This is a genomic window from Streptoalloteichus hindustanus (assembly GCF_900129375.1).
Taxonomy (GTDB): Bacteria; Actinomycetota; Actinomycetes; order Mycobacteriales; family Pseudonocardiaceae; genus Streptoalloteichus; species Streptoalloteichus hindustanus.
Window position 1 is genome coordinate 12,194 of the sequence record NZ_FQVN01000022.1, and the last position, 15,475, is coordinate 27,668.

Consider the following 15,475-nt stretch of genomic DNA (forward strand, 5'->3'; position numbering starts at 1 on the left):
AGCGCTGGCCGGGTGGACGGCGCGGGTCGGACGCGGGCGGGGAGCGGCGCATGGACGGCGAGAAGCACCAGGACCCACCGCACGACGCGCCGGCGCACGCCAACGTCGTCCACGACGTCTCGGGCACCGTGGTGCAGATCGGCCGCGTGGACCGGGCCTCCTTCCAGATCTCCGAGCCGCCGCCCGAGGTCGTGCCACGACAACTCCCGCCGAAGCCGGTCTGGTTCGTGAACCGCGACGCCGAGCTGGCAGTGTTGGGCGCCGGCCTGGAGCGCGGGCGGACCCGGGGGCGGCCGGCGGTGGCCGTGCTCAGCGGACCCGAGGGCATCGGCCGGACGAGGCTCGGGCTGCACTGGGCGCACCAGGTGCGCGACCGGTTCGCCGACGGCCAGCTGTGGACCGACCTGGGCTCGGTCCGGCGCCGGGGCGGCAGCGGGATCAGCGACGTCGTCGGCGACTTCCTCCGGGCGCTGGGCACCGACGAGAAGTGGATTCCCCCGGACCTGGCGGGCCGGGTCAACCTGTTCCGGACCAGGACGGCCAACCGGAGCGTCCTCGTCGTGATCGACAACGCCGCCAACTCGGCGGAGATCACGCCGTTGCTGCCGAGTTCGGGGAACAGCGCCGTCGTCGTCACCACCCACTGGGAGCTGGACGAGCTGGTGGCCGACGGCGCCGAGGCGTTGCGCCTCGCGCCCTTGGGCGACGAGGACGGCGTGCGGTTGCTCGCCAAGTTCGTCGGCGAGGATCGGACGTCGGCCGAACGCGAGGCGGCGGCGGATCTGGTGCGGCTGTGCGGCGGCCTTCCCCTGGCGCTCCGCGTGATCGGCGCGCGGTTGCGCCGTCGCCGCACCCAGTCCATCGCGGCGCTGGTGCGGGAACTCCGCGCCGATCCCTCGTTGCTGGACCGGCTGTCGATGGAGGGCAAAGCGGTGGTCAGCGCTGCCTGCGACACCTCCTACCGAGACCTGCCCGAGCCCGCGCGGCGGCTGTACCGGGTGCTCGGTCTCCATCCAGGACCGCGTTTCTGCCGCGAAGTCGTCGTCGCGGCGGTGGACCTGCCGGCGGAGACGGTCGACGAACTCCTGGACACCCTCTACCGCAGCCACCTCGTTGAGGAGGACCGGTCCGGCCGCTTTCGCTTCCACCACGAGCTGATCCGGGTTCACGCGGCGGGACGCGCCCGCGACGAGGAATCACTCGACGAGCGGAATCGGATCACCGAACGCATCGTGCGGTGGTACCTCCGTGCCGCCGCGGCAGCGGATCTGCTGGTGATGAAGAAGCGGATGCGGCGCGCCGACCACAGTTCGCTCGTCGCCGACTGGATGCCACCGTTCGACTCCGCCACCGCGCTCCAGTGGATGGACGACGAGCGGGCCAACCTGGTGGACGCCGTGCGGGTCGCCGCGAAGCAGGGCTGGGACGAACTGGTCTGGCAGCTCACCGAGGCGTTGTGGGTGTTGTTCCTGCACCGCAAGCACTACCACGACTGGGAGGAGACGCACCGACTGGCCATCGAGGCCGCAAGCCGCTGCGGAAACCGCTGGGCGGAGGCCCGGATGCGCAGCCAACTCGCCCGGGCGTTGCGAGAGCAGAAGAAGTGGGCGAAGGCCCACGAGGAGCTGTCGCAGGCGCGGAGCGCCGCGGAGGAGGCGGGAGATCGCCAACTCCTCGCCTCCGTCGTGGAGTTCATCGGGCTGACCCACTACGACCAGGGCGACTACCCGAGCGCCCTCGCCGCGTTCGAGTGGTCCCTCGCGGTGAACGAGGAGCTGGTGCGGGAAAAGCTGACGAACGCACGCGGCGTCGCCTTGCAGACCCAGTTCATCGGACGAACGCTGAACCAGCTCGGCGAGTACGCCGCGGCGGTGGAGAAGTTCGAGCGCGCCAGGGACCTGCTGACGGAGCTGCGTGACGACCGAACCCGGGCCCGGGTCCTCACCGGACTCGGCGAGGTCTACCGGAACCTCGGCCGCGACAGGGACGCGCGGGTCGTGCTGTCCGAGGCGGCGGAGACCATGCGTCGACTCGGGGCGTGGGGCTACGAGTCGGAAGCCCTGGAACTCCTGGTGGACCTGCCAGGAGACGACGAGGGGCGTGTGGACAACCTGCGCCGACTGGTGGAAATCCACGCGAGTACGGGAAGCCCTCGAACCGAGGAGTACCAGGCGCGGCTGGCGAAGATCACGGGTTAGGGCAGGCGGGCTCAGGGAGAAGAGGCCAGGACCACGCTGACTTCCGCCGGGCCCAGCCGCAGGCGGAACTCCGGACCCAGGTCGTTCGGAGATCTCCCACCGGCGACCCAGGCGTGGACCGCCGAGGCAAGAGCCTCGCCGGGAACCGACCAGCTACTCCGTCCATTGTGGATGAATGTCAGCAGGGAAGTGCCGTCCCGCAACCGGAGAAGGCACCGGTGCGCGTCGTCCACTCCCGCGACGACGCGACAGCCGGGATAACGCCGGAAGATCTCCTCCGCATCTGCTCCCCGCGCCCAGTCGCGTTCGTCCACGTCCCGGCGGAACAACACCGAGGCGCTCTCCAGCAACCGCTCGTCCGGCTCGTCGAGGTCGACCGCGAGGTGCTGACGGCGCAGACCCGTGCCGCGATCGGTGTCGTCGTCGAGCACGGCCGCGAAGCGGTGGAGCCGCACCACCGGGGTGGGCGCGTCCTGGACCTCGGTGAAGACCTGGAAAGCCGTCACGGCGGGCAGCCGCGTCGACGGCACGGGCACCGGGTCCGTCCGGGGTGGACGCGAGGGCGGGGTCAGGTCCATCAGGTGGTACATGAGGTCGCGCAGCAAGTGCGCCGAGCGACCGGGTTCGGCGAACGCCGCCGCTGCCAGACCGGCGTAGCGGGCGGGTTGTGGTTCGTCCGCCGCCTCCGCGAGTTGGGCGCGCAGACCACGGCCGAGATCCAGGCGCGGCGCGAGGGACTGGAGCGCGGCCAGGGGCGTGTCCGGCACGACCTGGCCGCCCCCGTCACTGGCCAACAGCACCGGGACACCCAGAGTGGCGGCGTAGAACGTGACCGATCCGTGGTCGCCGATCACGCAGTCCGCGGCCACGAGCGCCGCGCGCCAGCCCTCCGTCGGTGGGACCAGGATCAGCCCGGCCTCCTGCGCCGTCGCCAGCCAGGACCGCGTCTGCCACCGGCTGTGCCCGTGCCAGACGTTCGGGTGCAGGACCGCCGCCACGGCGTACTCGTCCACCGGCAGCTCCGCGAGCAACCGCTCGGGAAGCCGGGGATGCCGCCCGAGCAACGACTCTGTGCTCCAGGTCGAGGTCAGCACCACGAGCTTGCGGTCCCCGACGCCGAACGCCCGCCGATACCGCTCGCGCAGCCGACGGCTCGCGGTGATCCGGTCGTAACAGGGGTCCCCGGCGACCACGGCGCGCGGCGCGACCTCCGGGCACACCTGCTCCAGCAACGCGAGCTGGTCCGGGTGCGACAGGGCCAGCGCCGAGGGCACCGCGCGTCCGCGCCGCACCAGCTGTTTCCTCGCCAGCCCGGAGATCGCCGGACCACTGTCCGAACCGGACATGACGAACTTGTGGAACCCGGCGCCGTGCGGGAGGAGCAGCAGCGGTGCCCTGATCTGGTGCAGGGCCCCGTTCTCGCTCGCCGAGATCGCCAGGTCGAATCGGGTTCTCCTGACCTGGCGCCAGGGCACGAGGCGGGCCTGCATCGCCGCGAGGAACTCGTGGACGCCGTCGTCGAACGCGGACCGGCCGGCGACCGTGAACAACACCTCGACCCGGAAGTCGTCCCGCAGGACCGGCAGCACGTCCAGCAGTCGGCCGGTCGAGGTCACCGTGCGCGCGACCGCCAGGACCCTACGCCGCGCGGGAACCGTGACCCACCGGTCGGCCGAGGGGCCGATCGGCGTCTCCAACCACCTCTCACCACGCATCGTGGCTCCGGGGGAGCGGGTCGCGGCCGATCCGGGAGGGGCCGCGGACCGCCGGCTGTCCGGCTACGGCGCCCGGTTTCCGGTTTCCGGTTTCCGGTTTCCGGTTTCCGGTTTCCGGTTTCCGGTTTCCGGTTTCCGGTTTCCGGTTATCCAGTGATTCTATCCCGCGACGGTGGGCGTGGCGGGCGCGTTTCACCCGAAAGTGACGGGCTCGTCTACCGCGGGGACTCGTCTCCCCGTCCGCCGTCCGTGCCGTCACGGTGATCAATCGTACGGCCTGGAACGTGAGCGGTCCGCGTGTCGGCCACCCCGGGCCATCTGTCCATAGTGGACTTGATCTCACGTGCGGAGGTAGGAGGCGCCGTTGACGTCGATGACCGTGCCACTGGCGAACTCGGCCTGGGGCGAGGCCAGGTAGAGCACGGCGTGCGCCACCTCCTCCGCCGTGGCGACCCGGCCGAACGGGCTCTGCGCGCGCACCGAGTCGCCGGCCGGGCCGTTGAGGAGGTCCTCGGCCATCCCCGTGTCGACCACGCCGGGCGCGACGGCGGTGACCGAGATGCCGTGCTCGGCGAGCGTCAGCGCGAGGGTCTGCCCGAAGGCGTGGAGCCCGGCCTTGGTCGCGGCGTAGGCCGGCATCAGCGGGGTGCCCCGGAAAGCGCCCCGGGAGCCCACGTTGACGATCCGCCCGCCCCGGCCGCGCATGTGGCGGACGGCGCAGAAGGTGACGTTGGCCGGGCCGGTCAGGTTGACCGCGACCATGCGCTGCCAGGCCGCCTGCCAGTCCTCGTAGGAGGAGTCGAGGACCGGGTGGTAGGGCTCGGCGACGCCGGCGTTGTTCACCAGGACGTCGAGCCGGCCCACCGCCGCCACCGCGGTCTCCACGAGCCGCCGCGCCTCCTCCGGATCGGCGATGTCCGCGCCGACGGCGTGGTGGCCGTCGCCGGGCAGCGCGGCGAGCAGGTCCTCGGCCCGCTTCCTGCCGCTGGCGTAGTGCAGGACGACCTGGTCGCCGGCGGCGGCGAACGCCGTCGCGATGGCCGTGCCGATGCCGCCCGAGGCGCCGGTGACGAGTACCGCCCGCCGTGTCATCAACGAGGTCCTTTCCCGGTCGGGGTTCTGCTGGGCCGTCCCACGCGCCGTCGCCGCTACGCCACCCGAGCCCTGGCGGCGAAGTCCCGCACGAGCGGGGACCGGTAGGCGCGACTGAGCTGGCGGAGGAACTGGACCTCCGCGTCGAGCTGGGTGCCGCCCTGGCTGGCGAGGTTCGGCGGTTCCGGCTGCGGCTCCTCGCCGCGGCGTCGGCCGTCGAGGGCGGCGGCCAGCCAGCAGGCCGTCACCGTGGCGTCGACCAGCTCCTCGGCGACGCCGCTCGCCACGACGTGCTCCCTGGCCGCCCGCACCGTCGCCGGCGCCACGTAGTTGCGCAGGAACAACAGGCCGTCGCGGATCTCGATGATGGTCCGGTAGACCCGCAGGCTGGGCGCGGTGAGCATGGTGACGCCCCGGTGCGCCTCCACCATCACCACCGTGGGGACCGCGGCCGTGACGTCCCGCCACAGCGGCCGGAGCTCCAGCAACGCCACCAGCGAGAGGAGCGGCCGGAACAACGCCGCCGAGGACGCCACGAGCACGCCGCCGGCCAGGAACAACGCCTCGATCCCGGTGACCGGCGACAGCAGCGCCAGCGCGACCGGTGACTCGGTGGCCAGGTAGAGGAGGAACAGGATCCACAGCAGGCACGCCAGGCCCATGCCGATGCCGAACATGAGCAGCCCGACGCGCAGGGGGCGGTGGTCGGCGCGTCGGCCGTGGTAGCAGCACACCACCGCGCACACGAAGTCCGCGACGAAGAGGAAGGCGAAGTAGAGGGCCCAGTACGCGGGGGAGGGGCCGGGGTCGGCGTCGACCACGTTGCGGACGTGCGGCGGGGACGTCGCGTCGATCCACAGCAGCGCCACGAGCACACTCCCGCCGATGACCAGCACCGGGGGAATCATCCGCGGCCGGCCGGCGGCGAGGAGGACGAAGCAGAGCAGCGCGGCGGCGTCGGCCGTCGCGAAGACCTGCCGGGCCAGGTCGATCGTGTGCGGGTCGCGGACCAGGCCGTGCAGGACGCGGTCGATGCCGTCCAGGCGCAACGTCATTGCCGCCGCGATCGTGGTGATCGCCAGCCACAGGGCGCGCTGCTGGGGGTGCCGCATCGCCTGGGGCGCCTTGACGAACGCCACCAGCCACATGCTGGCGACGCCGACGAGTTCCAGCACCATGCCGGCTACTCCGCGCTGCGGTGGTAGCCGATACCGGCCTCCAGGCCGGCGATGAAGCCCGTCAGCGGCGACGGCGCCGGGATCCGTCCGATGTCCTCCAGGATCAGGGTCGCGATCATCTCGGCCTGCTGCTCCTCGTACTGGTTGTACCGGATGCGCGGCAGGAGACTCCTGACCCGCGCCGGGTCCACGGAACCGATGGCGCGGAACGCGGTCCGCGCCTCGTCCAACGCGAGCTGGTTGTGCTCGCAGAGCATGTGGCCGACCTCGTGCAGGATGATGTGGTCGTGGTGGAGCGGGCTGGTGTCCTGCTCGAAGAAGATGTGGTCCGCCGTGTCGGTGGCCAGCCACATCCCGCTGGGCGCGCCCGGCGACGTGAGGCCGCTGATCGGCTGGAGGTGCAGCGGCCGGCCGCGCTGCCTGGCCAGGTCGGCGCAGAAGACCCCGATGTCGAACGGCAGGGGGATGTTCAGGTCGCGGATGCGGGACCGGCAGTCTCGGCGGAGCCTGCGGAGCCGCACGGCGACCTCCTCCCGATCCTCGACCAGCCGGGCGCGTGGGGGCGTGCTCATTCTCTCAGCCGCCCTCCCCGGAGGGAATGCTGTTCGCTGTTCCCCGACCACTCCCCGTGACTCTCCCCTCGGGCCGACGCCGGCCCCGTGCGCACGGGAAACGGACTGACCGACACCCGTCCTGCCTCGCCACCCTTGGCTCACAGTCGGATGCTGCCCGCTGCTGATCGCCCGGCTCGACCCCCAGTCGAGTGGTTGCGTGCAGGCGCAGCGGAGCGAGCCGTCAGTAGGTGAAGTAGGGAGTGGGCCGGTCCTGGAAGCCGTGTTCGATCCGGAGGCGGATCGACGGGTGGATGGTCAGCTCGGCCAGGCGTTCTCGTTCCACCCAGTGCACCTGCTTGGACTCGCCGCTGGTGGCGAGCTGGCCTCCGACGGGCGTGGCGCGGAAGCAGAGGGAGAACTCCTGTCGGACCTCGCCGTCGCTGGTGTACTCGATGACGTGCCGTGGGTCGGTGTAGACCCCGATGATCTCGGTCGGTTCGACCTCGATGCCGGTTTCTTCCTGGACCTCGCGCACGACGGTCCGTCCGATGGTCTCGCCGAAGTCCTGTGCTCCGCCGGGGATGGACCAGAGGTTGTTGTCGGTGCGTTGGATCATGAGCAGGCGGTCGTGCTCGTCCTGGACGAACGCGGTGACCGCGACGACGATGCTGTTGGGGGCTGGGGCGTTGGGGTCGTTGTAGTAGTCGTTCCGCGCCATGCCCCATCCCTACCGTCCGATGTCTTCCCCGCATGGGGAAGGGCACGCCGGTCAGCGCGGTAGTTGCGGTAGGTAGCCACCGCCGCCCATGTGGTGGCGGTTTCCGTCACCCTGTCCCTCACGAGGAAGGGGGCGGACCAAGCATCCGCCCCTTCTCTACTCAAGATCTGGTGTCACCAGCTCGGCCATGCTCACCACGACAGCGTCAGCCCCCGCTTGACGAAGTCGTTCACCCTTACCCGGCTTGTCGGCGTAGCCGATGGCGGGCACACCCGCGGTGTGGGCGGCCTGAACGTCCGTCGCGGAATCCCCAACGAGCACGCAGTCGCCTGACTCGACCCGAAGGCGTTGGCACGCTTGGTGGACGAGGTGCGGATTCGGCTTCAGGCGCGCTTCGTCGCCTGGCTCGCGAGCGGAGACGACGTCGACCAGACGGAGCAGGTCGTGGTGTCGCAGGTAGGCCACGACGGCTGCCGCCGAGTTGTTGCTGACGACGGCGACTTTCCGGCCGGTGTCCCCGCAACACCGCATGACCTCAGCAGCGTGAGGCGTCGGCGCGGCGGACATGACGGCTTCCACCTCGACAACGCGCAGTGCTTCCTCAACCTCGCGTGCGAGGGCCGGAAGTTCGTCGGTGACGTGGCGGAGCACGTCGAAGGGGTCGCGGGTGCGCGCCAGGTCGCCGGGCACCTGCTCGCTGTGACGGGCAAGAACCGCGACGAGGCGCTGCGCCGCTTCGCGGTCGCTGAGCCCGGTGAAGACACCGCAGATGGGTCCGTCGAAGTCGAGCAGAACGGCGACAGCCCGGCCGAAGACGCCCCGAAGGCCGCCAGCGGGCGAAGGAAGCGCTGACATCGCTGACTCCGCTACGTCGGTGGAAGTGCGCGGCGGGCGATCTTGCCGTGCCGTTGACGAAGTTCGGAAGCCACCTCCCCGATCAACACGGCGAGATGCATGACGGAACCCCAGCCAGCGCTCAACGCGACCTCGGCGTCATGCGCCGCTTGCTGCTCTGAGCCGGCGAAACTGGGAACGGAACCGCAACCGGCCCTGCGCGAGCGCGAACCAAACGCTCAACTCATGGACCACGCCACAATCTCGCCACGCCCGATTTCACGACCGAGCTGGAAGATGCGTTGCGGCTGATCTCGACTGGTCACTTGAGCCCATGTCGTACTCCAGGCCGCCAATCAGAAGCGCGAGCCAGCCGGCGGCCACCAACAGCTCGCGGTCATACGACTGCCGAGCAGCTCGGCCGTGTCCTCGGAGCTGTTCCAGGCTTTGCGACCCGATGTCGCTGACAACCCACGGCTCGTCGCCGGGCAGAACCAGGTCAGGTGCTCGCTCCGCCAGCTTGAGCGACACGCGCACGCCACGGCGTGTTGTTGCCTTGGCCTCCGGAGCGCCTGACCAAAGGTCTCCATGCAGCGCATCACCCGAACTCATGGCTCATGCGCGCCCATGGGGCCGCCTAGTTCGTCACCGCCAGGCGGGTGCTCTTGCCCATGGAGGACACCACCGGCGTCATTGAGCGTCACGAGTGGTGCGGCCGAAATGGCCGGGCTGGTTGTGGGAGATCGTGGCCACACGCCGTGTTGATGACGGCGTGGGTTTCCCCTTCCACCAGAAGCTCGAACCCAACAGGGTTGTTGATCGACAGTTCGTCACGGTGAAGGCGAGAAGCACGTCGGCTTCCTGGCAGGCTCCGCGACGCCCGTGGAAAGGGGCTTGAGCGTGGTCAGCATCAGCCGCGCGTTGTGACAGGCGGGTGGTGATGTAGCTCAAGCAAAGTGGCGTCGGTGTGAGGGGCGGGGCGTCTCTCCGGTGATGCCCGAAAGGCCGCGCCGGCGTCAGCCGTGCGCGGTGAAGAGAGTGGTGTGGCTGCCGCGAAGCGGCGTCGGTGTGAAGGGCGTGATGCCTCTGCGGGGTGATGCCCTGGAGGGGGAGCGCCGGCGTCAGCCGCGCGGTGTGATGCGGCGCCGGCGGAGCAAGGCGCCCCCAGCGGGGGTCCGGGGGCGTGCCCCCGGGGTGGGGTGTGGGGGCTCCGCCCCCACAAAACACGACGAGCGAGGCACGTTCGCGCTCTCCGCGAACATACCTCGCCCATCGAGTGAGTGCGCCGCCAGGGACTCGAACCCCGAACCCGCTGATTAAGAGTCAGCTGCTCTGCCAGTTGAGCTAGCGGCGCTCGCTCCGTCCGGTGTGTTTCCGTCCGGCGCGACGGGAGAAAAGTTAGCACAGGGTTCGTGTGGACAACGAATCGCCTGGTCAAGCGGGGTGTTGTAGGCCGATCGGGTGGTGGTGGAGGGGTGGTGAGGGCCCTGGGCGGCGAGGGATCGGGTGAGGGTGTGTCATCGGACGGTGGGCAAGGTCACATGCGCAGCACTGACGGTGGTCCTGGTCGCGCTCGCCGGCTGCTCCGGACCGGACGCGCCGGCGCCGACCAGCTCGGCGCCCCCGCCGGTGTCGTTCGCCTTCGACCCGGCGGACAGGGCGGCGGACGTGCCGCCGCTCCAGCCCGTGAGCGTCACGGCCAGCAACGGGCGTCTCCTCCGCGTGGTGATGACGAACGAGGCGGGCCACCAGGTGTCCGGCGAGCTCGCCCCGGACGGACGGAGCTGGCGGGTGACCGAGCCGCTGGGCTTCGGGCGGAACTACACCCTGTCCGCGACCGGTGAGGGGAGCGACAACCGGCAGGTGACCGGCGAGGCGCGGTTCACCACGGTCCGGCCGGCGTCGATGCTCACGGTGGAGACGGACCCCGCCGAGGGGGAGGTCGTGGGGATCGGCCAGCCGATCGTGTTGGTGTTCGACGGGCCGGTGGCGCGCAAGGACGTGGTCGAGCAGTCCGTGCGGATCACCACCACCCCGGCGGTCGACGGGGCGTTCCACTGGTTCGCCGACAACCAGCTCCACTGGCGTCCCCGCGAGTTCTGGGCGCCGGGCACCCGGGTCGCCGTCGAGGCGCGGGTGTACGGCAGAGACTTCGGCAACGGCGCCTACGGGGCGGAGGACCGCCGGACGAGCTTCGTCGTGGGCAACGCGTTCGTGGCCAGGGCGGACGGCGCTGCCCACCAGATGACGGTCACGATCAACGGCGAGGTCGCGAACACGATGGCGATCTCCATGGGGAGCCCGGAGTTCCCGTCGAACAACGGGGTCCACGTGGTCACCGAGCGCCATCCGCAGTTCCTGATGGACTCGACCACCTACGGCCTGCCGCTGGAGCGGGGCGGCTACCGGCTCCTGGTCGACTGGGCGACGCGGATCTCCAACGGCGGCGAGTTCGTGCACTCCGCGCCCTGGTCGGTCGGCGACCAGGGGGTGCGCAACGTCAGCCACGGCTGCATCAACCTCGCGCCGGGCAACGCCAAGTGGTTCCACGACACCGTGAAGAAGGGCGACGTGGTCATCGTCACCAGCAGCGGGGGGCCGCAGCTCCAGTGGTGGGACGGCTACGGCGACTGGCAGATCCCGTGGGAGACCTGGGTGCTGGGCGGCCAGCGGTAGCAGCCGGAGCCGGGCGCGGGAACGGAGCCGGGGGCAGTCGAGGGGGATGGCGGGGAGGAGCGGACAAAGCGAAAGGGCCCCGGAAAACCGGGGCCCTTTCGCCGTTGGGGTGAGTGACGGGATTTGAACCCGCGACACCTGGGACCACAACCCAGTGCTCTACCGACTGAGCTACACCCACCACGCTCTCCGCGGCTCCTCGCCGTGGCGCCGGCATATCGTAGCGCGTCGGGTCGCGAGATCAGAAATCGCCCCGCCGCTCAGGCCGTCGTGGCGGCCTCACCAGGCGTTTCCCGCTCCCGGGCGCGGTCGCGCTCCAGCAGCTCGGCCGCCACCGCCTGGGCCTCGTCGCTGGACGGGCCGGGCTGCGGGACGAACGCGGTGCGCCGGTAGTAGGCCAGCTCCCGGATGGACTCCTTGATGTCGGCCAGCGCGCGGTGCGCCAGCCCCTTCTCCGGCTGCGCGTAGTAGATGCGCGGGTACCAGCGCCGGCACAGCTCCTTGATCGAGGAGACGTCCACCATGCGGTAGTGCAGGTGGGCGTCCAGCTTCGGCATGTCGCGGGCGATGAACCCGCGGTCGGTCGCGATCGAGTTGCCTGCCAGCGGCGCGGTGCGGGAGTCGGGGACGTGTCGCCGGATGTAGTCGAGGACGAGTCGCTCGGCCTCGGCGAGGGTCACCGAGGAGCGGCGCACCTCCTCGGTCAGGCCCGAGCGGGCGTGCATGTCGCGCACCACGTCCGGCATGGTGCCCAGCACCGCGTCGTCGGCGTGGATCACGACGTCGACCCCGTCTCCCAGGACGTTGAGGTCCGCGTCGGTCACCAGCGCGGCGATCTCGATCAGGGCGTCCTTGGTCAGGTCCAGCCCCGTCATCTCGCAGTCGATCCACACCAGACGGTCGTTCACCCGCGCGAGCCTAGCCCGCCATCCTGGTGCGGGCTTCGGGCACGTTGTCAGTTGGTGTGCCCGGCGTCACGGTTCACTGTGCCCGGGCGAGGCGCGCCGGCCGTTCGGAAGGCCGGGCCGGGCGCGTCCTCCCGGGCGCCTACCAGGTCACGGGCAGCGACCGCACGCTGTAGAACGGCGTCTCGAAGTGGAACGGGAGTTCGTCGAGCGGCACCGTCGCCCGCAGGTCGGGCGCCCGCCGCGCCAGCGCGCGCAGCGCCAGGGTCATCTCCAGCCGGGCCAGGTGCTGGCCGATGCACTGGTGCACACCCCACCCGAACGTGAGGTGCCCCTTCGCCGCCCGGCAGACGTCCAGCCGGTCGGCGTCGGCGAACCGGTCGGCGTCCCGGTTCGCCGACGACAGCGCGACGACCACGCCCTCGCCCGCCCTGATCGTCCGCCCGCCCAGCTCCACGTCCTCGGTGACCGCGCGCACCAACCCGTGCTGGATGAGCCCGAGGTAGCGGAGCAGCTCCTCCACCACGTCGTCGACCCGGTCGGGGTCGGTGACCAGCGCCACCCACTCGTCCCGGTGCTCCAGCAGCGCCAGCACGGACAACGCGATGGCGTTCGCGGTCGTCTCGTACCCGCCCACCAGCAGCAGCAGCGTCATGCCGACCAGCTCGTCCCGCGTCACCCCGCCCGACCGCAGGTGCCGCACGACCATCCGGCTGATCAGGTCGTCGCCCGGGTCCCGGTCCTTGGCGTCGACCAGCCCGGCCAGGTAGGACTCCAGCTCGCCGAGCGCCGCGCCAACCTCCTCCGCCGGCAGCGACCGGTCCAGGTGCCGGCGGCTGCGGCTGGTGAAGAACTCCCGGTCCGCGTAGGGCACGCCGAGCAGCATGGCGGTCACCTGGGTGGGGATCGGCAGCGCGAACCCCTCCACCAGGTCGGCCGGTCGGTCCGAGGCGAGGAACGCCGCCAGGCACTCCTCCACGACGCGCTCCACCCGCGGGCGCAACGCGGCCATCCGGCCCGCGGTGAAGTCGTGGGCCAGCATCCGCCGGTACCGGGTGTGCAGGGGCGGGTCGGTCACCAGGAAGCTGCCCGGCGCCGCCTTCCGGTCGACCACCGGCCGCAGCTGCGGGTAGCCCGGCCGGCTCGGGTCGGAGCTGAACCGGGCCGGGTCGCTGAGCACCCGGCGGACGTCCGCGTAGCGGGTCACCAGCCAGGCGCGCTGGCCGTGGCGCAGCCGGACCGGCGTCACCGGGTCCTCCGCCCGCAACCGCTCGTACTCGCCTGGCGGGTCGAAACCGGGGCAGCGGGTCATCGGGAAGCGGGGCAGGTCGTCGGCGGGGTCAGCCGGCTGGGCCATCGGATCGCCTCTCCCTAGCGTCGCGGGGGCACCCTCACGACGTTTCCAGGAACGGCCGGAGCAGACCAGGGACCGCCTCGTCGGCCAGCGCGACTCCGTCACCGAGATCCACGTCGGTGACCGCGTAGGCGCCCTCGCCGGCCGCGGTCACCGCGCTGACCGTGGCCAGCCCGGCCATCCGCTGGAACGGCGACTGCCGCACCCGCCAGCCGACGATCCCCGTGCGCTGCAACGCCACCGTCTCCCGCACCAGGGAACCCGACCGCACCACCAGGTACCGCTCGGTCAGCGCGTGGCCGAGGTTGCGGTACCGGTCGACGCCCAGCAGCACCGCCAGCGGGAGCAGGGCCACGGACACCCACCACAGCCAGTGCGGCAGCTCGCCCGCGAGCGCGGCAGCGCCGAGGCCGGCGGCCAGCACCAGGACCGGCACGACGGCCCGCACGAGCCGGCGGCGCCGGGCGGACCGGGGGTGCCGGCGCAGCGGCGCGGTCGTCGGGGCGGTGCCCACGGCCAGGACGGTCGCCGCGACCTCGTGGGCCTCGGCGCGGGGCGCGGGCGGGAGCAGGGTGTCGCTGCCGGCGCCGGTGTCCAGCCCGGTCGCGACGGCGCCGCACCGCGCGCCGCCGCCGGCCCGCAGCAACAGCGGCTCGGCGATCCAGACGCCGCGCAGCCGCTCCTCCTCCAGCGAGACCGACCGCGTGGTCAGCAGGCCGCGCCGCACCCGGAGCGTCCCGTCGGCCTCCCTGCTCAGCGTGAACTGCCAGTACTGGACCAGGTAGAGCACGACCGCGCCGGCCGTCATCACGATCAGGAGCACGAGCACCACCGCGGCCAGCACCAGCGGCAACGAGCCGTCCTCCAGCCAGTGGCCCACGTTCCGCAGCGGGCCGAGGTCGGTCGGGTCGAGGTTGAGCTCGTTGGCGACCTGGAAGGCGCCACCGGTCAACGCGCCGATCGCCGCCAGTCCGGACAACGTCAGCGGCGCGTACCGCAGCCAGCTCGTCCGGAACGAGGCCAGCACCTCGCCCGGCTCCGACTCGGCCGGCGTCTCGGGCCGCGGCGCGCCGGCCTCGGCCGTGGCCCCAGTCGCGGTCCCGGTCGTAGTCGCCGCGCCGGTAGCGCGGCGGAGCAGCACCTGACGCAAGTGCTCGGCCTCGGCCGCCGAGACCGCGTCGAGGGACAGCTCGTCCTCCTCCCCGACCTTGTCGTTGCGGCCGGTGCCGACCTTGACCACGCTCAGCCCGAACAGCCGGTGGACCAGGTCGGAGGTGGCGTCGACCGTGCGCAGCCGGTCCCTGGGCACCGAGCGCTGCTTCCGGAAGATCAGCCCCGAGTGCAGTTCGACGTGCGTGTCGCTGATCCGGTACCGCGTGGTGGCCCAGCGGACCACCCCCGCGACGACCAGCAGCCCGCCGCCGGCGAGCGCGCCCCACAGCTTCCACCAGTCGGTGCCGCCGACGAAGAGCACCACGACCAGCGGGAGCAGCAGCTTGCCGGCCTCGCTGATCGGCTTGACGGCGAGCATCCGCGCGTCGAGGCGGCGCCAGTCCTGCTCGAAGGGGACCGCCGGCGCCTCGGCGGCCGGCGGCATGGGTGGCAGGTCCAGCGGCGGGACGCCGGGGGTCGGGTCGGGCGCGGTCACGTCGCGTCACCCCGCGTCGCCTGGGTGACGGCCGTCAGCTCCTCGACCAGGCGCTGCGCCACGTCGACGTCCAGTCCCGGGATCTCCAGCGGGCCGGCGGCGGACGCGGTCGTGACCGTCACCGTGGCCAGCCCCAGCATCTGCTGCACCGGTCCGCGCTGGGTGTCCACCGTCTGGATGCGGGAGAGCGGAGCCACCCGCCAGTCCTGCACGAACCAGCCCGTCCGCGTGTAGACGGCCTCCCCCGTGGCCTCCCACCGGTGCACGCGGTACCGCCACCGCGGGATCACCAGGCACGCGACCGCGCCGAGGACCACCGTCGCGATCGAGGTCCCCACCAGCCACGGGCGTCCCGCGTCCCAGAAGAACGCCGCCACGAGCTGGGGAACCAGCAGCATGACCACCCCCATCAGCTCCTCGAGCGTCCACCAGGTGATCGCCTTGCGGCTCACCCGGTGGCGCGGTGCGCGCAGGCGCGGCCGTCCGTCCCCCGTCTCCCCGTTCTGCTTCACACGATCAGGGTGGCAGCGCGGGCGCCCGCACGCGCAATCAGGTGCAGCGCGGGCGTCCGCACGCGCAATCAGGTAACGACTGGCCGGGCGA

12 protein-coding genes and 2 tRNA genes are annotated in these 15,475 nt (G+C 71.7%); 2 read left to right on the forward strand and 12 right to left on the reverse strand.

Going from position 1 to position 15,475, the window contains the following annotated elements; translation table 11 throughout:
- The first annotated feature begins 50 nt into the window (after nucleotides 1-50).
- Entirely contained in the window at nucleotides 51-2,198 is a 2,148-nt protein-coding gene (locus tag BUE43_RS31960) for a tetratricopeptide repeat protein (RefSeq protein WP_083960395.1), read from the forward strand.
- 11 nt (nucleotides 2,199-2,209) lie between these two features.
- On the opposite strand, the gene BUE43_RS31965 is transcribed toward BUE43_RS31960, so the two are convergent.
- The 7 genes from BUE43_RS31965 to BUE43_RS31995 all read right to left on the reverse strand — a co-directional run bounded on the left by BUE43_RS31965 (nucleotide 2,210) and on the right by BUE43_RS31995 (nucleotide 9,643).
- Entirely contained in the window at nucleotides 2,210-3,913 is a 1,704-nt protein-coding gene (locus BUE43_RS31965; protein ID WP_073490095.1) for a hypothetical protein, read from the reverse strand.
- 339 nt (nucleotides 3,914-4,252) lie between these two features.
- Nucleotides 4,253-5,005: an SDR family NAD(P)-dependent oxidoreductase gene (locus BUE43_RS31970; protein WP_073490096.1), complete on the reverse strand. Its 753-nt coding sequence runs from the start codon at nucleotides 5,003-5,005 to the stop codon at nucleotides 4,253-4,255.
- 56 nt (nucleotides 5,006-5,061) lie between these two features.
- Entirely contained in the window at nucleotides 5,062-6,183 is a 1,122-nt protein-coding gene (locus BUE43_RS31975) for an MAB_1171c family putative transporter (protein WP_073490097.1), read from the reverse strand.
- Nucleotides 6,184-6,188: 5 nt separating this feature from the next.
- Nucleotides 6,189-6,755 (reverse strand): hypothetical protein, encoded by a 567-nt coding sequence (locus BUE43_RS31980; RefSeq protein WP_083960396.1) that lies wholly within the window; start codon nucleotides 6,753-6,755, stop codon nucleotides 6,189-6,191.
- A 223-nt stretch (nucleotides 6,756-6,978) separates the two neighbouring features.
- On the reverse strand, nucleotides 6,979-7,455 hold the full coding sequence (locus BUE43_RS31985) for an NUDIX hydrolase (protein WP_073490098.1): 477 nt from the start codon (nucleotides 7,453-7,455) through the stop codon (nucleotides 6,979-6,981).
- A gap of 156 nt (nucleotides 7,456-7,611) precedes the next feature.
- A complete protein-coding gene (locus BUE43_RS36090; protein WP_073490099.1) occupies nucleotides 7,612-8,310 on the reverse strand; it encodes an HAD family hydrolase in 699 nt (232 codons plus the stop codon).
- A gap of 1,260 nt (nucleotides 8,311-9,570) precedes the next feature.
- A tRNA-Lys gene (locus tag BUE43_RS31995) sits at nucleotides 9,571-9,643 on the reverse strand.
- Nucleotides 9,644-9,816: 173 nt separating this feature from the next.
- Here BUE43_RS31995 and BUE43_RS32000 point away from each other — a divergent pair.
- Nucleotides 9,817-10,965 (forward strand): L,D-transpeptidase, encoded by a 1,149-nt coding sequence (locus tag BUE43_RS32000; protein ID WP_073490100.1) that lies wholly within the window; start codon nucleotides 9,817-9,819, stop codon nucleotides 10,963-10,965.
- Nucleotides 10,966-11,070: 105 nt separating this feature from the next.
- On the opposite strand, the gene BUE43_RS32005 is transcribed toward BUE43_RS32000, so the two are convergent.
- The 5 genes from BUE43_RS32005 to BUE43_RS32025 form a co-directional block, all read right to left on the reverse strand.
- Nucleotides 11,071-11,146 (reverse strand) — tRNA-His (locus BUE43_RS32005).
- 79 nt (nucleotides 11,147-11,225) lie between these two features.
- Nucleotides 11,226-11,873 carry an oligoribonuclease gene (gene orn, locus BUE43_RS32010; RefSeq protein WP_073490101.1) on the reverse strand — a complete coding sequence of 216 codons (648 nt, stop codon included), beginning with the start codon at nucleotides 11,871-11,873 and terminating at the stop codon, nucleotides 11,226-11,228.
- A gap of 139 nt (nucleotides 11,874-12,012) precedes the next feature.
- Nucleotides 12,013-13,227: a cytochrome P450 gene (locus BUE43_RS32015; RefSeq protein WP_073490102.1), complete on the reverse strand. Its 1,215-nt coding sequence runs from the start codon at nucleotides 13,225-13,227 to the stop codon at nucleotides 12,013-12,015.
- 34 nt (nucleotides 13,228-13,261) lie between these two features.
- Nucleotides 13,262-14,872: a PH domain-containing protein gene (locus BUE43_RS32020; protein WP_234996038.1), complete on the reverse strand. Its 1,611-nt coding sequence runs from the start codon at nucleotides 14,870-14,872 to the stop codon at nucleotides 13,262-13,264.
- Nucleotides 14,869-15,384 (reverse strand): PH domain-containing protein, encoded by a 516-nt coding sequence (locus tag BUE43_RS32025; protein ID WP_073490103.1) that lies wholly within the window; start codon nucleotides 15,382-15,384, stop codon nucleotides 14,869-14,871. Before BUE43_RS32025 ends, BUE43_RS32020 begins: the two co-directional genes overlap by 4 nt.
- Nucleotides 15,385-15,475: the final 91 nt, after the last annotated feature.